Origin of the sequence: Nosocomiicoccus sp. HMSC067E10 (assembly GCF_001810835.1) — a bacterium.
GTDB classification, from domain to species: Bacteria; Bacillota; Bacilli; order Staphylococcales; family Salinicoccaceae; genus Nosocomiicoccus; species Nosocomiicoccus ampullae_A.
Window position 1 is genome coordinate 20,550 of sequence record NZ_KV802741.1, and the last position, 22,004, is coordinate 42,553.

Below are 22,004 nucleotides of genomic sequence, written 5' to 3' on the forward strand. Positions count from 1 at the left end.
AAAGTATTGAGAGGGATTCTAATGAAAAAATCATTATATATTGGAGCAATCTCACTTTGCTTAGTAGCTTGCTCACCAGAAAATTTAAATGAAAAATATGAAGAAAAATCTAATAGAGTTAAACAGCTTGAAAAGGAGCTACACTCTGTTGAAGTTGAAAATCAAAAACTGAAAGATGATTTTAAAAATATAGAAGAAGAAATTTCACGTATTAGTCGTGATAAGAAAGATACTAACATCTCTAAATATCAAAATGTCGTCCGTGTATATGCAAATGGTGTTAAAAAAGAGTTAGATGTTCTTTCAATAGAAGCGGAAAACTTTAAGGAAGAAGAGGATATTGACGGACGTACCGTTTCTAATATCGAATCTAATTTAAAAGAGATTATAAACACATATAACAGCGACGTAGATGAATTAAAACTTCAAGATATGTTAAATCGGCAACATAATAAAATAGAAGTGTTTAATAGTAACTTACTTAAAGAGATTAACACTTTAAACGAAGCGATTGGTAAAGATGATAAAAAGAATATCGAAAAACAGCTGAATAAAATCAAAGATCTCAATAAATATTTATAAAGGTTGATTCAATTGAAAAAAATATTATTTTATATCGTAATTATCATAGCAATTATTGGTCTTCTCACTAATTTAGATACTGTTTTTAATTTAATATTTAATATGGCTGTTTCTTTAGTCATTATTGGTTTAATTTTTTATGGTATATATTACTTCTTCATTTTATCTGAAGACGAAAGAAAATATAGACGTGCGGTCCGTAAAACGAAAAGAAAACGTAAGTTTAGAGATTAATTCTAAACTTACGTTTTTTATTATCGTTTATAATTCCATTCTTCAGATTTGTATTTCTCGATTAAGACGTCAAGTTGGTTTAAATCGTCTTCTGTTAACGTATATTCCGTCGTTGTCATTGATAATCCTTTTTCAAATCCGTCTTTAAATGCTATGTATAATTCATCGACTGTTATATTTTTGTCTGTTAGATCATTAATCGGAACAGCCTTTGATTTAAAATCACTTTTCATTTTTTGTTTAAAACGTTCATTTGTAAATTTAAACATATCAAATAGATGATCAATATCAACATCTAGAAGTATTGAACCGTGTTGCATAATAACACCATCATTTCTTGTCTGTGCACTTCCTGCGATTTTTCTTCCTTCAACGACAAGTTCATACCAGCTCGGTGTATCAAAACATACGCTCGAACGTATTTCTGTTTTAGTTTTTTCCGGAATACTAAAATAAGCGTCTAAACCTAAATTTTTAAACCCTTCTAGTAATCCCATCGATAATACTTTATAACTTTCTGTTACAGTATGTGGCATTCCTTCGTAATTTTCAGGTAACACGAGACTGTACGTTAGTTCTTTATCGTGTAATACACCGCGACCACCCGTTTTACGCCTTACGAGCTGGTAGCCATACTCTTTTACTTTTTCAACATCGATTTCTCTATGTATCTTTTGAAAATAACCGATTGACAGAGTTGGGATTTCCCACTCATACAAACGTAATACTGGATTAATCTCACCCTTCTCAACTTTCTTCATGAGTAATTCGTCTAGCGCCATGTTATAAAACGCATCTTGTTTACCACTTTTAATATAACTCCATTTTGCTGTCAAATTTCTCTCCCCCAGATTACACTTTTAAAATTGTGACAAACACACTATAATATATATTGTATCTAAAAAGGAGCGATTGTGTGAGTACTACGACAATAATTTTATTAATTGTTTTAGCTATTTTAATAGTTTTATTTATAATTAATGCTGTATTAAGTGTTAGAGGAGTTAATATTGTAGGTGAAGAAGAATTTAGTCAAAACTTACGTAAAGTGCAACTCGTCGACTTACGAGAAAAAGATTCTTATAAGCACGGACATATATTAGGTGCGCGTAACATCCCTCTAAGCACATTTAATACGAGAGCGAAATCACTACGTACAGACCAACCTGTACACTTATACGACCAAAATGGTCGTACAGCGCTAAGAGCTGCAAGAATTTTAAAGAAACAGGGTCATAAAGATATTTACGTATTAAAAAGTGGTATCGCTAAATGGACTGGTAAAATTAATTCTAAATAAAGAAAAAGCGATTCGAAAAATTCGAATCGCTTTTTTCAATTATTTTTTATCTTCGATAATATCTTCTTTTTCATAACGTAATACTGGATGACGTGCTGCAAGTGTTTCATCAAGTCTTCCGATTACTGTTGTATGTGGAGCCTCTAATACTAAGTCTAAATCTTCTTTGATTTCTTTATCGATATTTAGTAATGCATCGATAAATCCATCTAACGTTTCTTTCGATTCTGTTTCAGTAGGCTCGATCATTAAACCTTCTTCAACGTTAAGTGGGAAGTAGATTGTTGGTGGGTGATAACCGTAATCTAATAAACGTTTTGCTATATCTAGAGTACGTGCTCCTTCTTTCTTCTGATTCACACCGCTTAAAACAAATTCGTGTTTACAGTGTTGTGTGTATGGTAAATGATAAGTACCTTCAAGACGTCTCATCATGTAGTTCGCATTTAACACTGCATCTTCAGAAACCTTTTTAAGCCCCTCTGGCCCCATCGTTCTGATGTACGTGTATGCACGTAAGTAAATCGCAAAGTTACCAAAGTAAGGTTTTACGCGTCCAACACTTTGTGGAATATCGTTATCGAGTTTATACGTATCTCCCTCTTTTTTAACGTGAGGTTTTGGTAAGAATTTCGCTAAGTCCGCTTTAACTCCGATAGGACCTGAACCAGGACCACCACCACCGTGTGGACCGGTGAATGTTTTGTGTAAGTTTAAGTGTACTGCGTCAAAGCCCATGTCTCCAGGACGAACTTTAGCCATAATCGCGTTTAAGTTCGCGCCGTCATAGTATAACTTACCACCCGCACCGTGTACGATATCTCTAATTTCTAAAATATCTTTTTCGAATAGACCAAGAGTATTCGGGTTAGTTAACATGATTGCTGCAGTTTTATCACTTACAACACGTTTTAAGTCTTCGATATCTACAGTTCCGTCTTCGTTTGATTTAACTGTAACTGAATCGAATCCAGCAACTGTTGCTGAAGCTGGGTTTGTTCCGTGTGCTGAGTCTGGAACAATTACTTCTGTTCTTTGGAAGTCGCCGTTTGCTTCGTGGAATGCTTTAATCATAATTAAAGCTGTCCACTCACCTTGAGCTCCTGCTGCTGATTGTAATGAGATTTCATCCATCCCAGTAATTTCTTTTAATGATTCTTGTAAACGATAAGTTACTTCTAATGATCCTTGGATTGCTTTTTCGTTTTGTAATGGATGTGAATAAGCAAATCCAGCAAGACGAGCAACTTGTTCGTTAATTTTAGGGTTGTATTTCATCGTACAAGATCCTAATGGATAGAATCCTGAGTCGATTCCCCAGTTTTTGTTTGAGAGTTCAGTGTAGTGACGAATTAAATCAAGTTCACTAATTTCTGGTAACTCAGCTTTTTCTTTACGGATAAATTTATCATCTAATAAACTAGAAAGTTCTTTTTTCTCGATTTCAAGTTTAGGTAACGAATATGCATAACGATCTTCAATACTTCTTTCAAAAATTAATGGGCTTGAACCTTTTTTAGCCATTATAAGCACCTAACCTTTCAACAAACGCGTCAATTTCATCTTTTGTACGTAGTTCTGTAACAGCGATTAGCATATGATTTTTGAACGCTTCAAAGTCTAATCCTAAATCATAACCACCGATAAATCCGTCTTCATATAACTCATCATTAATTTCAGTGACATCTTTGTTTAACTTAACGACAAACTCGTTAAAGTTCATATCACCAAATACTTCAAATCCAGCAGATTTAAACGCTTCTTTTGCGTAATGTGCGTTTTGGATGTTGTTTTCTGCCATCTCTACCGCACCATACTTACCTAAAGCACTCATTGCAATTGATGATGCTAGAGCGTTTAACGCTTGGTTTGAACAGATGTTTGAAGTCGCTTTTTCACGACGAATATGTTGTTCACGTGCTTGTAAAGTTAATACGAAACCACGGTTACCTTCGTCATCTTTAGTTTGTCCGACAAGGCGTCCTGGCATTCTTCTCATTAATTTTTTAGTCGCTGCAAAGTATCCACAGTGTGGTCCACCGAATTGTGACGGGATACCGAATACTTGTGTGTCCCCAGTAACGATATCTGCACCGAATTCACCTGGAGGTGTAAGTAATGAAAGTGCAAGTGGGTTAGAGTTTACAATGAATAACCCTTTATGCTTATGTGCAATCTTTTCGATTGCTTCTAAATCTTCAATTGAACCAAAGAAGTTTGGATATTGTACCATTACTGCTGCTGTGTCTTCATCTGCTAATTCTTCAAGATGTTTTAAGTCAGTCTTAGTTCCGTCTAAATCAGCGACAACTACTTCTACATTTTGAGCGTTTGCATAAGTCTTGACGACTTCTAACGTTTGAGGATGAACTGCACCAGATACAACAACTTTTTTCTTTCGCGTTGCACCAGCAGCCATCGTTGCACCTTCAGCAAATGCAGTTGCTCCATCATACATTGATGAGTTTGCAATTGGTAAGCCTGTTAATTCTGATATAATCGTTTGGAATTCAAAGATTGCTTGTAATTCACCTTGAGAAACTTCAGGTTGATATGGTGTGTATGCAGTATAGAATTCGGATCTAGAGATAATAGAATCTACAACCGAAGGAATATAATGATCATATACACCTGCACCTAAAAATGATGTGTGAGTAACTGACGTAATGTTTTTGTTAGCAATTTGCGTCATTTCTCTCACTAGTGAATGTTCATCTTTAGCTGGTTCAATATTTAAATCGCCTTTAAATCTTACTTCTTCAGGGATATCTGAAAATAGTTCATTAACATCTTTAATGCCAATGACATCTAGCATCTCTTGCTTGTCTTTTTCTGTTACTGGTAAATAACGATGACTCATATTTACACTCCTTAAAAGTTTAATGTTTTATTTAAAATTTTTAACAAACTGAGCTGGAATTTCACGTTTACGAACTTTAACGATAAATTCCTTACCGTCTTCATAGAAGTCAGTGTCTACTAAAGCAAATCCAATTGCTTTACCAGAGGATGGTGATTTTGTACCACTTGTAACGTATCCCACTTTGTTACCTTCAGTATCAAATACTTCATAGTCAGTTCTTGGAATACCTTTACCAGTCATTTCAAATGCGGATAAACGACGTGGAGCACCATTTGCTTTTTGATCTTTTAAGATATCACTACCAATAAATTTATCTTTGTTTGCATTTACAGCAAATCCGATTCTTGCTTCTATTGGAGTAATTTCTGGAGATAAATCTTGACCGTGAAGTGGTAAACCAGCTTCAAGTCTTAACGTATCTCTCGCACCAAGACCACATTCAGTTGCACCATCATCTTTGAATAGTTTCCATAATTCTTCTAATGAATCTGGCTTCATATAAATTTCAAAACCATCTTCTCCTGTATAACCACTTTGAGATAATAGTACGTCATGTCCAGCAAGTGATACATTTTGTTTTGCGTCGAACATTTTCATCTCTGAAAGATCTTCGTCAACGTGTTTTTGTACCATCGCTCTTGAATTTGGCCCTTGAATTGCGATTACAGCGTAATCATCTGACTCATCTGATATTTCTACGTCATAGCCATCAATCTTAGTTAACCATTCATAATCTGTGTCTTTGTTTCCAGCATTCGGAACTAAGAAGAACGTATTGTCATCTAGACGATAAATTAATAAATCATCAATTACTCCACCGTCTTCGTTACAAATTGTCGTATACTGCGCACGATTAACTTTTAATTTAGATACGTCATTTGTTAATGCGTAGTTTAAAAAGTCAACTGCTTCACTACCTGTAACTTTGAATTCTCCCATATGAGAGACATCAAAAATACCAACGTCTTCGCGTACAGCGTTATGTTCATCAATAATACTCGTAAATTGAACAGGCATTTCCCAGCCGCCAAAATCTACAAGTTTTGCACCAACTTCACGATAATAATCATTAAGTGGTGTTTTCTTTAATTCACTCATAATATCCCCCTTTTTTATAAAAAAAAGGACACTTTAATTAAAAAGTGCCCTGTTGAAATATCTTCAGGATTCGTCACGATATCGTCCTTTTGCCTGAGAGATTCACCTAAAAAGGCTTGCTCCTTCGGCGACGTAATTATACGTTCTCTCCGACATCGTTCAACCGAAAACATCAATTTTCAATGATTTTGTATCCGAATTCATTATATATACTATATTCACAAATTGCAACTTAAATACTGTTAACTCAATTATTCAACGATTAAAAGTTTGTGAATTAATTCATCTACCGTCGTTTCGTTCCTTATCGTAATATCAGCAATGCTCTTATATAGAGGTCTACGTTTTTCATATAAATCTTGTAATTCTTCATATGATCTTAATGCATTGGGTCTACTGCTATCATTTTTAATACGTTTATATATTTCCTCGAACGGTGCATCGATATAGATCACTAGTTGAGTAGATTCTTTTAAAAGATTGAGAGACGGTTCATATTCTACAATCCCACCACCAGTAGATAGTATGTCTACATCTAAACATTCTTTTAGTGCGTCATATTCGTATTTCCGAAATACACTTTCACCGTAATTTTTAAATATGTCAGATATTTTTTGATGCTTGTTTTCTATATATACGTCTAAGTCTATAAATTCCTTTTGTGTTATCTCACTTAACTTTTGACCAGCAGTTGTTTTACCAACACCCATAAATCCTATTAATATCATAGCTATGCTCCTAAAAACAATTTAACCTTACTTTCATAATAATAAATAAGATTCATTTTAATCTCAATGATCATATATAAGCGCATATAATATGTGTAGAAAACATTTGTTATAAAACCTAATATGATTAACGATGTGACACTTATAAATCCATCATTTTTTAATATACATTTCATATGTTTCATCGCCTTCTTCAATCATAATATATACATGATGTTTATCTTCTGTAACGTTGAATTCAAGGACGTTCGTCATCAAAGGAATAAAGCCTTTTTTGTCTATCGATTTGACGATACGATTATTAGATAGTCGATACGTAATCGTTCCGTGTTCATTATCAAAAGTAAGGCTGTTTTTTGTAATTACAATATCTTTCTTATTTGTTTCTACTTCAAAAATGTCTTCTATAAAAACATCGATATCAAAACTCTGTTCATTTAATTCAATCGAACCAAATAGTCGTATCGTTGGAATAGTTATAAATAAGATCATAGATAGAACAAATAGACTCAGTAACATTTCAATATATGTAAAACCTTCATTTAATTTTAATGCATCTATTTGCAGACGCTTCACAAATTTCATCACCTCTTATAAAATAACGTTCACTTTTTAAGAAATCATCTTGATCCTCACTATTTTGTATCTCTATATAAAGACTCCTTAACATTTCAAGTTTATTATCTGCTTGTTTGTCTACATGGTTTAAATGAATGATTGTTGGCACTAAAATCGTCGTAATTATAAGCATAATTTTCAACGAGATGACACTATCGATTAATAAAAAACCATCATCTTTCAATACGATACCTCCCCTTTTGAATTTGAAATATTATCTTAATAACATCGCCATCGCAATTTAATATCATCGTGCCAAATTTTGATGTATTTCCTGTTGGATAGTAAATGACGTCTTCTAATCCACCTTCAACGATAAAACAAGATGTAAGCTGATACCTTTTTTCATAATATTGTTTATAGTCTTTCAGAACAATTTCATTCGTCGAATGATAGATAATAACGTGTTGATATGTATCATACGTACGAGCTCTAATTTGGGCGTTTTGAAATATGTATTCTATATTTTTTAGTTCATCTTCATAATTGTTTTCGTTATATCTTGGGATGTAGGTAATTGTAGATAATAAAATGATACTTACAATAAATAATGTAAGTATCATTTCAATCATCGTAAATCCATCATTCTTTTGTAGCTTGTCCATTAACAATTGTGATCCCTGTTCCATTGGCACATGATGTTTGCTTATCTGTTAAGTAATTTGGCACTAATTGGTTAATGTTAGTTGGTGTTTCACCTTCATTTAACGTATATGCCTCAATCTGGCTTTGAACCATCTTAACTTGCGCGTCACAGCCAGTGTTTTGAACGTTTTTAGATTGTGCTGCAATATTTGGGATAATTAAGATGATAAGCACGGAGATGACGAGTAGTACGAGTAACATTTCTATTAACGTAAATCCTTCTGATTGTTTACTTTTTTGAATTAGTTTTTTAATATTAAATTTCATTGTTTTCCTCCTAATTTAAGTCAGACATCATTTGAAATACAGGTAATACAATAACGAGATATAGACAAATAACGAGTAAACCGAGTATGACGAATATGATCGGTTGAATACGCTTTGTTAATTTTTCAAGTTTAAAAATAATTCCTTCTAGGACATATTCACTATATAGACTTAATTCTTTACCGACGTTTGAATTATATTCTCCGTGCTGAATGAATGGGATTATACGTTGATCGATGAGTGGAATTTGTTTAACCGCTTCACTCATCGAAAAACCTGACAATAATAACTTCTCTATAGTTTGTCCTAAATACTTTAATTCATTATCCAAGTTTTGATTTTTTAATATATTTACAATTTCTTTTGATTCAATGCCGTTACTTAGCATGAGCCCTAATTCTCTTGAGAACTTGTACGTCACATTATATTTATAGTAAGTGCTAATAATTGGTAGTTTTAATAAGTGAGATTGTTTTAACTCTATATTATTAGACCTCAATATGATTGATATATACATTAGAAAAATCATAGCAATTGATATGATAACGAGTACGATTTTCGGTAATACGTTCAGCATGAATGTAAGTATTGTCATCAAATTACTTTTATGTGTACCCATCGCTTCGTATAGTGTATTGAACTGTGGAATAACAGTGTAATTTAATACGATTAAAATCACTATAAATATAGAGATTAAAATAATCGGATATTGAAGTGACTTCATTAAATTTTTAATCGTTTGTCTACGCTTGGTGATATATGAGTAACACGATTCTAAAATATTAATTAAATCACCGTGTACAGCAGAAAATCTAATTTGAGCAAGTATTGCAGGGCTATAACCAATATATGTGAGTATTTCTTCTAAATTTTTACCATCTCGTATGAGCTCTAACAGCTTTGTTTTATCTTTGATATTTAGAACTTCATATTGTTCTACTAAAAAAATTAATGCTTGTTTTTGAGTAAAACCATTACTTAATAGATGCGCGAGCTTTTTAAGAAATTCTGCATCGTACTGTTTTAATTTATTTTTCAAACGCTTTATATGCTTCATACGTATTCGCCTCTATCAAGTTGTTTTCATATAATTGTTTAAGTTTATCTTGTATCGTGTCATAACGTATCGATTCACCACTCAATATCTTTTTAATATCGTTTTTTGTAATATATTCATATAGAATAAAAGATTGTTTTTTATTATGAATAATTCTCTGATTTATAATTGCTTGTATCGATTCAGCAAGCTCTTCATTGTAAATTCCGTATTCTTTAAGTCGAAGTATCGCACTATATGCACTATTACTATGAAACGTTGAATAAACTAAATGACCCGAAAGACTCGCTTTAACTAGTTCTGTCGCAATTGTTGAATCTCTAATTTCACCGAACATAATAACATCAGGGTCGCAGCGCATTACTCCCCTTAGAATCGGTGCGTAGTCTAGTTTTGCTTTTTCATTAATTTCAACTTGTATAATGTTTGGTAAATCAAATTCGATTGGATCCTCAATCGTAATAATTTGTTTGTCACCAACGTTTCTAATATCATTTAACAATCGAAACATCACAGTCGATTTACCAGATCCAGTTGGTCCAGTAAATAGTACAAATCCATCTTTTTTCAGACACAATTCCTTTAAATGACTATATTCATCAGGCCTCCTAAATAACTTTTCAGAAGGGATGTCTTTTGCACTATTTAAAATTCGAATCACGACGATCTCATTCATTAAAGAGGTAGGCAACGTTGAAATTCTAATATTCACAGTTACGTCATCTACATCTTTTTCAATTCGGCCACTTTGGGGGACTCTATGTTCATTCGTATCGAGTTCAGCAATAAATTTTAAATAATTAACGAACTGTTTGTACGTATGCGTATTACAACAAGCGAAATTTTTCATTTTGCCAAATTGTCTTATTTTAATTAAACCGTGTGAGTGTTCTAATGTAATATGTATATCTGTATAAGAATCAGATATACTTTGTTTTAATAAATGGTGTAAAAGATTCTCCATTTCATCCCTCCTATACACATATGCTCAAAAAGTCGGTTTTATCTTTTTTTATTTTTAAAAGTTTTAAGAATTTACAATTCCTGATTTGGTATTTACTTATCGATTAGAGTTGATTATAATTAAGTTAATAGATTATGGTTTGGTGGGAGGATTACGATGGATAAAGTATTTAAAACGCTCGGTTTTTGGACAGCAATCTTTGCGATTTTATTCTATGTCGGTGATATGACAGAAATGGCGTTTTTCTTCATCGGTCAAACTGGTTTCTTTATATTACTTGGATATATGAAACTGACTGAAAGAATGTATATGTATGTATTCGCAGCTTACCTCATGCTATTCTTTGTTGGATTTACTTACTATTCAACTTTCCTTATGGAACCAGCATTTGGTAACCAGTAAAAAAATAAAAGAGAGTTCAGACGTTTGTCTGAACTCTCTTTTTTTATTTACCATATTATGTTAGGATTTTCGTATTTTTCTTCGAGCAATGTCGTTGGCATACCGTGACCAGGATAGACGTCATACTCTAAATTTAAATTAAATAACTTCTCTTTAATTGAATGCATAACCGCTTCTGTGTTACCACCATATAAATCTGTACGGCCAACACCTTTGTTAAAGAGCACATCTCCAGAAATAATAAACATATCGTTTTCAAATATATAACTTAAACTCCCTGGAGAATGACCTGGTGTATGAAGTATTTTTAAGTCAAATTCTCCAATTGAAAGCTCCCCTTCACCAACATAAACTCTCTCAACGTCAGCAGTAATCACTTCGATAAAACGAATCGAACCGTTTTTAGTCGGATCAAGTAACCAGTCTGACTCTTGTTCACTCATATATACAGGCAAATTAAAGTGTTTTGATACTTCCTCTAACGCACCGATATGATCATAATGTGAATGAGTAAGTAAAATTCCTTTGACGGTTAGGTCGTGTTCCTCAACTGTACGAATAATTTCATCACTATTATCTGCTGGGTCAAAAATCAAACAATCTTTCTTCTCATTATAAACAATATAGCAATTTGTATTTAACGCTCCAAGTGGTAATGTAATGATTTCCATAGTGTCACCTCAAAATAGTCTAGACATTTACATGTATCAATTATACAATAGAGTTAACGTAATGTTAAAAGTATTGGGGGATTAAAAATGCCTTTTATTAATACAGGTGAACTGTTTAAAATTGGTGGTACATCGATTCACATTGGTGTAAACACGATGTCACTATTAATGTTACTTATTGCAGTTTTAAGTGTATACGCATTAATAAACGCGGTAAGATCTAAAAACATTCTAGGTATTATTTTTAGTATCGCAGGAATCGCAACATTCGGATTCTTCTCACTCGCAACAATCTTTACATTTGGTTATCCAGACCTTTAAAACAAAAGCTCGCGAATATTCGCGAGCTTTTTAATATCCTCTAAAACTTAATTCTTCAAGTATGACTGAAAGTTCTTCATCTTTTACTTTATTTACATTAACATCCTCACTAAGTTTTGCCATCGCTTCAAAGTCTTGGTTTTTACGTAATTCTAACAATTTACGTTTTAATACATACTCATTCTTTGGATCGAGCTCAAAAGCGACATTAAAGTTTTCCTCAGCGGCTGCATCATCCCCTGCAACTTCATAAAGTTTACCGAGTATATAATAACTCATACTCGTCTCGTTTCCATATTTAAATGTTTCGTTCACTTTTTCGAGAGCATGAGTGTAATCCTTTTCATAAAAATAACGGAGTGCTTCCTCATCATACGGTTGATATGATACATGATCTCGTTGGATCATCCACATAGACACCGGTAAAACAATCATTAAGATAAATGCTCCGATAGCAATTTTGAAATCTACTTTTTTAAAGTTATAAATAACACCTAATATAAGCCCATATATAAACCCACCTGCATGCGCATAGTGATTAATGTTACTAAAGAAGCTCGTTAAAATACCAATGACAACAAAGGCAACGAGTACTTGAAATATGAGTTTCTTTTGAACTTTTTTATAAACAAGTAGATGTATAACGAGTAGCCCCATCATACCGTAAGTTGCCCCGCTTGCACCTAGAGAAAGTGCATTTGTAATAAACACAAGAGAAACAATATTTGCTACGATTGCCGTTAAAACATAAGTTATAAGCATTTTCGTAGAGCCGTATATCGATTCAACAAATTTACCTAGGACGTATATCGCAAATATATTAAATAAAAAGTGTTCGACATCTGCATGTAAAAACGCACTCGAAATGAGTCGATAAAACTCCGTATCTTGATTGACTCCGTGATGTGTTAAACCTAAGTTGTTCGTGATGTGGACTGAATCACGTATATGAATATAAAATAAATTCGTTAAAAAGATGAGTGTGTTGATCATTATAAGTATCAACGTCATCGGTGTAAATTTAATTAGATACGTTTCAAGCGGGTTACTTGATAAAACACGCTTCTTATACCAATCTAGCGGTTTAGATTTTTTATATTTCGTATCTATTTTATAGAATGGATTTAATATGACATTTGCAATACTATCCGTACCTGTGTGAATAACTTTTAGAGCTTTAGACTTAAATTGACGTTTAAATGGTTCACAATCGATATAGTGGACATATATTTTACTTACATTAAAATCGACAGCTGCATCGATATTCGCTTTATTGTCATATAATATTTTAGTTGTAGTTTCAATTTCTTCATCCTCAAATTGACCATCAACTAAAATCATTAGTGAACGATTTTTTCTGTTTTTTAACCAAATCGTGTCTGCAACTTCGTCATAACGTGAAAATACATATTTTGTATATCGTACAATTTCATACGCTGCTTGCCATTTGTTAATCATAGTCTATTCTCTCTTGCGTTAATATTTTTTGTCGGCGTGATTAAATAATCGACAGGCATGTCGTGTGATTCAACGATCACCTCACCGAACTGTTCATCGAATAAAATCGATACAGTCTTTCCTTGATAATCCTTTAAAAATCTATCGTAAAAGCCGCCACCATAGCCCGTGCGATAACCTTTATTATTAAATATAACTCCAGGGACGACTAGTAAATCAACGTTGTTATTTAATTCGTTTGATGTTGGTATAAAAATCCCTTTTTCATCTTTGAAAATTTCATCAGCACTATTCACTCTATAAAAGTCCATTTCTTTTGTTTTATAGTTCGATTTTGGACCATATACAGCAATATTATTATCGTTTAAGTATTCAATAATCGGAAGCGTATCAATTTCATGTGGCATCGATAAAACAATCCCAACAGAGTTTATACTGTGTTCGTGTATAAATTTCTTTAAAGATTGATATATATTCTGTTCTTTTTGTCTTTTATCCGTTGGATTAAGTGACTTTAACTTTACAATCATCTCGTGACGTAGTTCTTTTTTACTCATGGAGACATCCTTTCTCTCTCCATTTTAACAGATATTATTATAATAGTTTAAATAAAAAAACCACTTTTATAAAGTGGTTTTATTGATACTGTCTACCAGTCAAGTAATAGTATAGATGTTCACTTATATTTTCGACGTGATCACCGATACGTTCAATATATTTAGCGATTAACACAACTTGACTCATAATGACTTTATCTTCAATTTTTTCGATTGCTTCTGACGTCGTATCGATATAAAGCATATCGATATCTTCGTCTCTAGATAATAGTTCTTTAATTAAAGCTAAATCTTTTGTTTCCATGGCAACGGTCGCATCTGAAAGCATGAGTTTTGACAGCTGTAACATCGACTTAAATTTGTTGATAATTTCTTCTGAACCGATATTATATTCAGCACTTACGTTTGCAATATTTACAACGTTATCTGCCACTCGCTCTAAATCTTCTGCGATTTTAATATAAGAGATTAACATTCTTAAATCAGAGGCAACTGGTGCTTCTAATGTAATTAAAGATATAATCTTTTCATTAATTAGAAGCTCTAAGTCATTGACAACAATATCTTCTTTAGAAATATCTTTTAGCGCATCTACATTTCTATGTTCTATACAGTGAATGAGTTTATCAATTCTTTTTTCTACTTCGTTTGATAATCTAAAAACATATGAAGTGACTTCATCTAAATTATTAATAAAATTTTGTCTCGGCTTCATTATCCAAACCTACCTGTTACATAATCTTCTGTACGTTGATCACGAGGGTTTTCAAAGATGACTTTAGTATCATCATATTCGATTACCGATCCGTTATAGAAAAATGCCGTTTTATCTGAAACACGAGCTGCTTGTTGCATGTTGTGTGTCACGATAATAATCGAATATTTTTCTTTTAACTCTTGCATTAAATCTTCGATTTTAATTGTAGAGATTGGATCTAGTGCACTTGTCGGTTCGTCCATTAATATAACATCTGGTTCAATCGCGAGTGTTCTAGCAATACATAAACGTTGTTGCTGTCCGCCTGATAGACCATATGCATTATCTTTAAGACGATCTTTTACTTCGTCCCAAAGTGCTGCTTGTTTTAAACTTCTTTCAACGATTTCATCGAGTGTCTTTTTATCTTTAATACCATGTACTCTTGGACCGTACACGATATTCTCATAGATAGATTTTGGGAATGGGTTCGGCTTTTGGAACACCATTCCAACTTTTGTTCTTAACGATTCAAGAGACATTTTTTTATTTAAAATATCTTGTTCTCTATATAAAATATCTCCTTCAATTCTAACGTTAGGAACGAGCTCGACCATTCGGTTTAACGTCTTAATGAAAGTCGATTTACCACAACCAGATGGTCCGATAATCGCACTAATTTCTTTTTCGTTAAATGCTAAGTTTACATCTTTTAATGCATGCGTGTCTCCGTACCAAAGATTTAAATTATTTGTCATAAATACTTCTTTACCAGAAGTTTTATCTAAAGTTTGATCTTGAGTTAATATATCTTTTACTTTATTGTCTTCTTTTACTTTTACTTCCATCTTATTTCACCTAAAATCTTTTTGAATATTTATTTCTTATGAGTACTGCGACAAGGTTCATGAGTAATAACATCGCGAGTAATACGATAATTCCAGCTGATGTTAAACTAACAAACGCTTCTTGTGGCATTTTTACCCAGTTATATATTTGCATTGGAAGTGCTTGGAATGAATCAAAAACACTTTTTGGAGTCGCTAATAATGCAACTGGAATTCCAATTACAACGAGTGGCGCTGTTTCACCTATTGCACGAGATACCGCTAGTATAATACCCGTTATAATACCAGGTACTGCTGCAGGTAAAACGATTCTATAAATCGTTTGCCATTTAGATGCACCAAGTCCAATCGATCCTTCTCGAATAGAATTTGGCACACTACGTAATGCTTCTTTACTCGATACGATAATTACCGGCATTATCATTAGCGCTAACGTTAAACTCGCAGCGAGAACTGAATTCCCTAAGCCAAATTGTCTTACAAATATTGTTAAACCAAGTAAACCAAATACGACAGATGGTACTCCGGCTAAGTTCGAAATATTCACTTCGATAAAGTGAGTGAGTTTGTTTTTCGGCGCATATTCTTCTAAATAAATAGCTGTTCCGACAGATAATATAACTGCTATAGGTGTTGTTAGAGCCATTAACCATAAAGTACCAATTAAGGCACCCTTAATTCCTGCTCTTTCTGGTCGACTTGAACTAAAGTTAGTAAAGAAATCAATAGATAACGCACCGACACCTTGTTTTAAAATCGATGCTAAAAGAATAATTAACACAACAATACCGATCATCGTTGATAAGAAGAATACTTTGCTCATAATAGAATTCAGCATTCGACGCTTTGATTGTCTTTTGACTAATACTGCTTCATCCATAGCCATTAGTATTCCTCCCTAAATCTTTTTGCAATCCACATCGCTAATACGTTCATAATTAAAGTAAATATAAATAGCGTGATACCAACAGCATATAAACTGTAATACACTTGAGAACCGAATGCTGCATCACCAGACGTCACTTGTACGATAAACCCTGTCATCGTTTGAAGTGACTCAAATAAGTTGAAACTGCTATTTGGTGTTGACCCTGCTGCAATTGAAACGATCATCGTCTCACCGATAGCTCGACTTGTTGCAAGTACGATTGACGCTAAAATCCCTGATAAAGCAGCCGGTAAGACTACTTTAAAAACAGTTTCTAACTGCGTTGCACCGAGTCCATAAGACCCTTCTCTAACTGCATCAGGTACACTCGTAATCGCGTCATCAGTTAAACTTGTAATCATTGGTAAAATCATAATTCCAACAACAAGTCCCGGACTAATTGCATTAAAGTGGCCCATCGATGAAAAAATAGATTGTAACATCGGTGTGACCACTGTGATCGCAAATGCCCCATATACAACTGTTGGAATACCAGCTAACACTTCTAATGTTGGCTTTAATACTTTACGCACTGATTTTGGTGCGTATTCAGATAAATAAATTGCTGAAAATACACCTGTTGGAACAGCAAACAATGTCGCAATAACAACTATTTTTAACGTTCCTAAGACTAATGGGAATATACCGAATGTTGGCGTGCTACTAAAAGCGTTCCATGTTTTACTCGTTAAAAATTCCACAATTGATACTTCTCTTAAAAAATGGAATGTTTCAGAAATTAATGTATATAAAATACCTATTGTTGTTAATACTGAAACAATAGTAATAGAAAACAGTACGATAGGTACTGCTTTCTCAAGAGTTTTTGAACGTTTTTTTCGTTCTATTTGTTGTTGTATACTTAAATCCTTCATATAAATCCCTACTTAATTAGTTCCCAATAATCTCTTTGAACTTATCCTTTTGCTCATTAAGCTTCTCTTCGTCTAATGCTACGTAACCAGAATCTTCAGCAGCTACTGATGCATTATCTAATAAGAACTCAATGAATTGACTTAACGATTCGTTTTCTTTCACTTTCTCATCCGCAACATACACGTATAATGCTCTTGAAAGTGGATATTTATAACTCTTAACGTTTTCTTCTGTTGGTTCAACAGCTTCTGTGCTATCTTCACCTTGGATCGCTACTGCTTGTAACTTATCTTTGTTGTTTAAGTAGAAGTTATATCCGAAGAAACCAATTGCATTTTTATCAGATGTAACTGCGTTTACTACTTGGTTTGTATCTTGGATTAACTCACCTTGAATGTCTTCATCATCCATGACTTCTTCTTTAAAGAAGTCATGTGTTCCGTGAGATTGGTCTGGACCATATACAACAATTTTTTCATCTGGGAAGTCACTACGAACATCCGCCCATGTTTCAGCTTGACCTGAGTAGATTTTGTATAACTCTTCAAATGTTAAGTCTTTTACAAAATCGTTGTCTTTGTTAACTGCTACAGTTAAACCGTCGATCGCGACTTCTAATTCAGTGTATTCAATACCTGCGTCTTCTAACGCTTGTTTTTCTTCATCTTTAATTGGACGTGAAGCGTTTTGGAAATCTGTTTCACCTGCGATAAATCTGTCAAACCCAGCACCTGTACCAGATACTCCAATTTCTGCTGCACTTCCGTATTCAGCATTGTAGTCTTCATTGACGATTTCTAAGATAGGGAACACTGTGCTTGAACCGTCACCAACAATCGCTTGTTCAGTGACTGAAGATTTTTCTTCGTTCGTTTCTGTGCTTGTTTCATTTGATGCATTGTTGTCATCATTTTCAGCATCATTATTACATGCTGCAAGTGTACCTCCTAGAACTAACATCATTGCTACGCTTAAAGTTTGCTTTTTCAATTTAATTCCTCCAAATGGTTTTGATTATGATTACATAGTACAGGTCGTTTTTAAATTTTAAATAAACGTATTGTAAAGAATATGTAAAATCAAAAAAGACTACTGAAAATTTTCAGTAGTCTAACTATCATACGTGCCTGCTTTAATTCGTCTGTAAAATTCATCTAAATTATATTTGTAGTAATCTTTTTTAGGCGCACCATATTCAAGCTCATAATATTTTTGGATAACATCTCTTCCCATATATTGGGCTGGGAAGAATGGAATCGTCATCGGTGTCGTTGGCCATATAATAGAGAATGCCATATCTGGATTGTCATATGGTGCATATCCGATATACGTTTGGTTTAAAACTGAAACTCCTTCACGATACGCTTCTGCAGTTCCTGTTTTACCAGCAGCTTTTGGTTCTAATTCATGATACGCATCCCATCCTGTTCCGTATCTATCCGTCGATTGATGATGGGTATTAAATACATCATATAACCCTTTAGAAATTTGTTCTTTTTCAGCGTCAGTCATCATGACAGTATTTAAAACATTACCATTGAACGAGCGTATTACTTTTCCTGGTTCATTTGGATTATGCTCTCTAATTTCTTTTGCAAGGTGTGATTGCATTCTATTACCACCGTTCGCAACTGTAGAAATATATTGTGAAAGCTGTAGTGTAGAGTACGTGTCATATTGTCCAATCGCTAAGTCTAAATAGTTCCCAGGGTTATTAGTTAGTGGTGGAGAAATACCTGTCTCTTCATTAGGTAAGTCAATACCTGTTGACACACCAAGTCCAAATTGATTTAACCCATTTCTTAGTTTATATGCATCGTTAGAAATATCACTTGGCAGTGGCATATTACGATCGTATTCTAAGCCGAGTAAACGAAGTGCGATTTTAATCATGTAAACGTTCGAAGATACCATTAAAGCGTGTTGATCGTCTACGTTGTAACTATTGTCACGGTTAAAGAATGAAGATTTGTTCGTACCATCTGCAAATACGAGTGGTTCATCGACTTGTGATTCTCCAGGTTGTAGAACATCGTTTTGATAACCTGTAACAACCGTACCAATTTTAACGGATGAACCTGGTACATAACTCACAGCAAATGTACCATAATCAAAATCTTCAATATCTCCGTCTTTATTAATATGTTTACCAACCATCGCTAAAATATCACCATTATATGGATCTTGTACGACAAGAGTCACAGTATCTAAAAACTCTGGTCGAATGTCCCATTCGATATCGCCATTTAAATCCGCACGTTGTTTTGCAGCTTCTGCTAAATTACGCATTTCTTTTAAATGATGCTCTGCAATTTTTTCTAGTTCTTGCTGTAATTTGATATCGATTGTTAAATATAAATCGTTACCAGGTTTACCATCTTTTACAACTTCTTGATTGATAATACGACCTGCTCGATCTGTTGAATATTTAACCTCTTCTTTTTCACCACGTAAAATATCCTCATATTGAAACTCTAAATATGATTTACCGACACGGTCGTTTTGAGAGTATCCAAGTGATTTATAATAATCAGAGAGTTCTTTAGGTAGTCCTTCTTTCGGTGAACTCACGTCTCCAAGAATTGTACGTAGTGTTGAACCATAAGGATATTCTCTTTTCCAGTCCATTCCAGTTGTAATTCCTTCTAACTTATCGAGATCTTCATTAATTGTAGCGAACTCTTTTTCTGTGACGTTACTTCCTTTAATAGTAACGGGATCTAATTCTGTTGCGACGATCATTCTCGTATATATAGATATGATGTTTTTATCTTCTTCAGTAAGTAATGAGTCTAAATATTCATTACTAATGTTCTCATATACCGCTTCATTAAAATCATTTCTAGATATATTACCGTCATCAAGTAATGTGGCCTCATTAGGCATTTCTTTTAGTAACTCATCAAAATAATTGTTTAATGCATAGTCTTGCTTATCACGTAACGTTAAATTTTCTTCATCCATCTCCAAATAATTAGATAGCTTATTGGCTAGTTCCATAATTTCACTATTAGACATGTTGCGATGTCTCGTAAAGAAAATTGCACGTTCGGATTTATTTTTAACGAGTACGTTACCGTTTCGATCATAAATCTCACCACGTGGTACGTTTTGATTGATCTTAACGTATTGTGCGTTTTCAACGCGTTCGTGGTAAGACTCACCCTGAATGACTTGTAACTGTCCGAGGCGAAGAATTAAAATTATAAATGATATAAAAACAATAAATACTAAAGTATTTGCTCTCGACTTAAATAACTGATATTTAATCGCTTCAGAGCTTTTTTTCCTAACACGTCTCACACGCTTCAACCTAACTTTCTTTCGTAAAAATTCACATTCTATTTTAACATATTATCACGATAATCATTAAAAAAAGCCATGAGTTTTTAAACTCATGGCTTGAAAGGAAGTTATTATTTAGCTTCTTGGTATAACTCGTTGACTTTTTCCCAGTTTACAACGTTCCAAATTGCACCTAAGTACTCTGGACGTTTGTTTTGGTATTTAAGGTAGTACGCATGCTCCCATACATCCACACCAAACACAGGTGTTTTATCTTCCATTAATGGGTTATCTTGGTTAGGAGTAGAAATAATTTCTAAACCATCATTCCCAACAACTAACCATGCCCAACCAGATCCAAAACGACCTGCAGCTGCAGCTTCAAATTTCTCTTTGAATGAATCTAAAGAACCGAATTTATCTTCGATAGCTTCTTTAAGTTCAGCTGGTACGTCTTTTTGTTCTGGAGTTAATAATTGCCAGAATAATGAGTGGTTGTAGTGTCCACCACCGTTGTTTCTTACAGCAGTACGAATATCTTCAGGTAATGAATCGATATCTTTTACTAATTCTTCTAAAGATTTGTTTTCGAATTCTGTACCTTCAACTGCGTTGTTTAAGTTTGTTACGTAAGTGTTATGATGTCTAGAGTAGTGAATCTCCATAGTTTCTTTGTCGATTGTAGGCTCTAACGCATCATATGCATAGTCTAACTCAGGTAGTTCAAATGCCATAACTAAAATCTCCTCCTAATGATGTTTACATCCCAAATATACCAAATTAAGTGCTACAATAAAAGGTATTAGTTTCTACCTATCAGTAAATCAGTCAAATGTCTGACTAAAATAGAACTTGGATGTGTTGAATTCATGGATTATTTAAAATATTTCAAACGACTACTGAAGTTTGAAAAGTATCCTCTATTTAGAACTGTACCCTTTAAGTATCTGTTATTAAACATATTAATTATAGGTATACTTCTTTCAGTCCCTTATATGTTATCTTTTTTTAATACAAATCAATTTGCAAGTGCTCTAAGCGAAGTAAAAGACGAAATTCCTCATTTTGAAATTAAAGATGGCTATTACGTTGGAGATGAAAAAACCTTAACTACCTCTAAAGGTCGAATTGTCTTTACAGAAGAGTCTTTACCATTAGAAGATGCCTTTATAATATTTCAACATCAAGGCATTCAAATTCATAATATGACTGAAGATTATTTACCTTACTCAAGTTTTAATAAATTTAATAACGAAAACGATTTAAAGCAATATATCGATACACATACGAAGAGTACTGGATTCTTTTTTGCAGTGTATTCAATCATACAAATTATAGTGATGGCTGCATTTTCATTTACATTATTATTACTACTATCATTTATATTAAATAAAATTGCATCAATGAGAAATAAACGTACGGATTATATGAACTGGTTTAAAATCATTTCTTATAGTTTCGTCATTCCGACGATACTCTTTACAATTTTAAAACTGATAACGGGTAAAGAACTTTGGTTCATATATATTATCGTATTAATCTTCTTAATATATTACGACAAGAAACTACCCGTATTCAAAAAGAAGCAGACGATAAAATAGTTTG

27 protein-coding genes and 1 riboswitch are annotated in these 22,004 nt (G+C 33.3%); of the genes, 6 read left to right on the plus strand and 21 right to left on the minus strand.

Annotated elements, in window-relative coordinates; all coding sequences use genetic code 11:
* Positions 1-21 precede the first annotated feature (21 nt).
* Both HMPREF2767_RS00550 and HMPREF2767_RS00555 read left to right on the plus strand, forming a co-directional pair.
* Positions 22-582: a coiled-coil domain-containing protein gene (locus HMPREF2767_RS00550; protein ID WP_070622134.1), complete on the plus strand. Its 561-nt coding sequence runs from the start codon at positions 22-24 to the stop codon at positions 580-582.
* 12 nt (positions 583-594) lie between these two features.
* Complete coding sequence (locus tag HMPREF2767_RS00555) at positions 595-816, plus strand: SA1362 family protein (RefSeq protein WP_068128337.1); 222 nt, start codon at positions 595-597, stop codon at positions 814-816.
* 20 nt (positions 817-836) lie between these two features.
* Here the strand turns inward: HMPREF2767_RS00555 and HMPREF2767_RS00560 are convergent, their stop codons facing one another.
* Complete coding sequence (locus HMPREF2767_RS00560) at positions 837-1,652, minus strand: lipoate--protein ligase family protein (RefSeq protein ID WP_070622135.1); 816 nt, start codon at positions 1,650-1,652, stop codon at positions 837-839.
* A gap of 80 nt (positions 1,653-1,732) precedes the next feature.
* Here HMPREF2767_RS00560 and HMPREF2767_RS00565 point away from each other — a divergent pair, with 80 nt between their 5' ends.
* A complete protein-coding gene (locus tag HMPREF2767_RS00565) occupies positions 1,733-2,116 on the plus strand; it encodes a rhodanese-like domain-containing protein (RefSeq protein WP_068128333.1) in 384 nt (127 codons plus the stop codon).
* Positions 2,117-2,155: 39 nt separating this feature from the next.
* On the opposite strand, the gene gcvPB is transcribed toward HMPREF2767_RS00565, so the two are convergent.
* The 10 genes from gcvPB to HMPREF2767_RS00615 all read right to left on the minus strand — a co-directional run bounded on the left by gcvPB (position 2,156) and on the right by HMPREF2767_RS00615 (position 10,356).
* Positions 2,156-3,640, minus strand: coding sequence for an aminomethyl-transferring glycine dehydrogenase subunit GcvPB (gene gcvPB, locus HMPREF2767_RS00570; protein WP_068128329.1), 1,485 nt, complete (start codon positions 3,638-3,640; stop codon positions 2,156-2,158).
* Complete coding sequence (gene gcvPA, locus HMPREF2767_RS00575; protein WP_068128328.1) at positions 3,633-4,976, minus strand: aminomethyl-transferring glycine dehydrogenase subunit GcvPA; 1,344 nt, start codon at positions 4,974-4,976, stop codon at positions 3,633-3,635. Before gcvPA ends, gcvPB begins: the two co-directional genes overlap by 8 nt.
* A 27-nt stretch (positions 4,977-5,003) precedes the next feature.
* The gene (gene gcvT, locus HMPREF2767_RS00580) at positions 5,004-6,080 is read right to left on the minus strand and encodes a glycine cleavage system aminomethyltransferase GcvT (RefSeq protein WP_068128494.1); all 1,077 of its coding nucleotides are present in this window, start codon (positions 6,078-6,080) and stop codon (positions 5,004-5,006) included.
* A gap of 68 nt (positions 6,081-6,148) precedes the next feature.
* Positions 6,149-6,240, minus strand: a riboswitch (glycine riboswitch).
* Positions 6,241-6,328: 88 nt separating this feature from the next.
* Positions 6,329-6,805: a shikimate kinase gene (locus tag HMPREF2767_RS00585; protein ID WP_070456460.1), complete on the minus strand. Its 477-nt coding sequence runs from the start codon at positions 6,803-6,805 to the stop codon at positions 6,329-6,331.
* 153 nt (positions 6,806-6,958) lie between these two features.
* The gene (locus HMPREF2767_RS00590; RefSeq protein WP_068128324.1) at positions 6,959-7,381 is read right to left on the minus strand and encodes a competence type IV pilus minor pilin ComGF; all 423 of its coding nucleotides are present in this window, start codon (positions 7,379-7,381) and stop codon (positions 6,959-6,961) included.
* Positions 7,344-7,607, minus strand: coding sequence for a hypothetical protein (locus tag HMPREF2767_RS00595; RefSeq protein ID WP_070622136.1), 264 nt, complete (start codon positions 7,605-7,607; stop codon positions 7,344-7,346). The genes HMPREF2767_RS00590 and HMPREF2767_RS00595 overlap by 38 nt, the downstream gene beginning before the upstream one ends.
* Positions 7,597-8,028, minus strand: coding sequence for a type II secretion system protein (locus tag HMPREF2767_RS00600; protein WP_168162104.1), 432 nt, complete (start codon positions 8,026-8,028; stop codon positions 7,597-7,599). The genes HMPREF2767_RS00595 and HMPREF2767_RS00600 overlap by 11 nt, the downstream gene beginning before the upstream one ends.
* Positions 8,006-8,335 (minus strand): competence type IV pilus major pilin ComGC, encoded by a 330-nt coding sequence (gene comGC / locus HMPREF2767_RS00605; RefSeq protein ID WP_068128320.1) that lies wholly within the window; start codon positions 8,333-8,335, stop codon positions 8,006-8,008. Before comGC ends, HMPREF2767_RS00600 begins: the two co-directional genes overlap by 23 nt.
* A gap of 10 nt (positions 8,336-8,345) precedes the next feature.
* A complete protein-coding gene (gene comGB / locus HMPREF2767_RS00610) occupies positions 8,346-9,392 on the minus strand; it encodes a competence type IV pilus assembly protein ComGB (protein WP_083302002.1) in 1,047 nt (348 codons plus the stop codon).
* Positions 9,364-10,356 carry an ATPase, T2SS/T4P/T4SS family gene (locus HMPREF2767_RS00615; RefSeq protein WP_070622137.1) on the minus strand — a complete coding sequence of 331 codons (993 nt, stop codon included), beginning with the start codon at positions 10,354-10,356 and terminating at the stop codon, positions 9,364-9,366. Before HMPREF2767_RS00615 ends, comGB begins: the two co-directional genes overlap by 29 nt.
* A 156-nt stretch (positions 10,357-10,512) precedes the next feature.
* On the opposite strand from HMPREF2767_RS00615, the gene HMPREF2767_RS00620 reads away from it, so the two are divergent.
* Positions 10,513-10,758 (plus strand): DUF2626 family protein, encoded by a 246-nt coding sequence (locus HMPREF2767_RS00620; protein WP_040928347.1) that lies wholly within the window; start codon positions 10,513-10,515, stop codon positions 10,756-10,758.
* A gap of 47 nt (positions 10,759-10,805) precedes the next feature.
* Here the strand turns inward: HMPREF2767_RS00620 and HMPREF2767_RS00625 are convergent, their stop codons facing one another.
* On the minus strand, positions 10,806-11,429 hold the full coding sequence (locus tag HMPREF2767_RS00625; protein WP_070456455.1) for an MBL fold metallo-hydrolase: 624 nt from the start codon (positions 11,427-11,429) through the stop codon (positions 10,806-10,808).
* An 87-nt stretch (positions 11,430-11,516) separates the two neighbouring features.
* Here HMPREF2767_RS00625 and HMPREF2767_RS00630 point away from each other — a divergent pair, with 87 nt between their 5' ends.
* Positions 11,517-11,750 (plus strand): DUF2759 domain-containing protein, encoded by a 234-nt coding sequence (locus HMPREF2767_RS00630; protein ID WP_040928349.1) that lies wholly within the window; start codon positions 11,517-11,519, stop codon positions 11,748-11,750.
* Positions 11,751-11,780: 30 nt separating this feature from the next.
* Here the strand turns inward: HMPREF2767_RS00630 and HMPREF2767_RS00635 are convergent, their stop codons facing one another.
* The 9 genes from HMPREF2767_RS00635 to HMPREF2767_RS00675 all read right to left on the minus strand — a co-directional run bounded on the left by HMPREF2767_RS00635 (position 11,781) and on the right by HMPREF2767_RS00675 (position 21,133).
* The gene (locus HMPREF2767_RS00635; protein WP_070456454.1) at positions 11,781-13,208 is read right to left on the minus strand and encodes a rhomboid family protein; all 1,428 of its coding nucleotides are present in this window, start codon (positions 13,206-13,208) and stop codon (positions 11,781-11,783) included.
* Positions 13,205-13,765, minus strand: coding sequence for a 5-formyltetrahydrofolate cyclo-ligase (locus HMPREF2767_RS00640; RefSeq protein ID WP_070622138.1), 561 nt, complete (start codon positions 13,763-13,765; stop codon positions 13,205-13,207). Before HMPREF2767_RS00640 ends, HMPREF2767_RS00635 begins: the two co-directional genes overlap by 4 nt.
* A gap of 79 nt (positions 13,766-13,844) precedes the next feature.
* Positions 13,845-14,480: a phosphate signaling complex protein PhoU gene (gene phoU, locus HMPREF2767_RS00645; RefSeq protein WP_070622139.1), complete on the minus strand. Its 636-nt coding sequence runs from the start codon at positions 14,478-14,480 to the stop codon at positions 13,845-13,847.
* Positions 14,480-15,220, minus strand: coding sequence for a phosphate ABC transporter ATP-binding protein PstB (gene pstB, locus HMPREF2767_RS00650; RefSeq protein ID WP_246827362.1), 741 nt, complete (start codon positions 15,218-15,220; stop codon positions 14,480-14,482). Before pstB ends, phoU begins: the two co-directional genes overlap by 1 nt.
* Positions 15,221-15,320: 100 nt before the next feature.
* Positions 15,321-16,196 (minus strand): phosphate ABC transporter permease PstA, encoded by an 876-nt coding sequence (pstA, locus tag HMPREF2767_RS00655; protein ID WP_040928354.1) that lies wholly within the window; start codon positions 16,194-16,196, stop codon positions 15,321-15,323.
* Positions 16,196-17,113, minus strand: a complete 918-nt coding sequence (gene pstC, locus HMPREF2767_RS00660) for a phosphate ABC transporter permease subunit PstC (RefSeq protein ID WP_068128307.1) — start codon at positions 17,111-17,113, stop codon at positions 16,196-16,198. The genes pstA and pstC overlap by 1 nt, the downstream gene beginning before the upstream one ends.
* 16 nt (positions 17,114-17,129) lie before the next feature.
* Positions 17,130-18,104, minus strand: coding sequence for a PstS family phosphate ABC transporter substrate-binding protein (locus HMPREF2767_RS00665; protein WP_246827334.1), 975 nt, complete (start codon positions 18,102-18,104; stop codon positions 17,130-17,132).
* A gap of 120 nt (positions 18,105-18,224) precedes the next feature.
* Positions 18,225-20,417, minus strand: a complete 2,193-nt coding sequence (locus HMPREF2767_RS00670; RefSeq protein ID WP_070622140.1) for a peptidoglycan D,D-transpeptidase FtsI family protein — start codon at positions 20,415-20,417, stop codon at positions 18,225-18,227.
* A 113-nt stretch (positions 20,418-20,530) separates the two neighbouring features.
* On the minus strand, positions 20,531-21,133 hold the full coding sequence (locus HMPREF2767_RS00675) for a superoxide dismutase (RefSeq protein ID WP_068128303.1): 603 nt from the start codon (positions 21,131-21,133) through the stop codon (positions 20,531-20,533).
* Between the two features lie 135 nt (positions 21,134-21,268).
* Between HMPREF2767_RS00675 and HMPREF2767_RS00680 the strand changes: the two genes are divergently transcribed.
* Complete coding sequence (locus HMPREF2767_RS00680; RefSeq protein WP_083302003.1) at positions 21,269-22,000, plus strand: DUF1189 family protein; 732 nt, start codon at positions 21,269-21,271, stop codon at positions 21,998-22,000.
* Positions 22,001-22,004 lie beyond the last annotated feature (4 nt).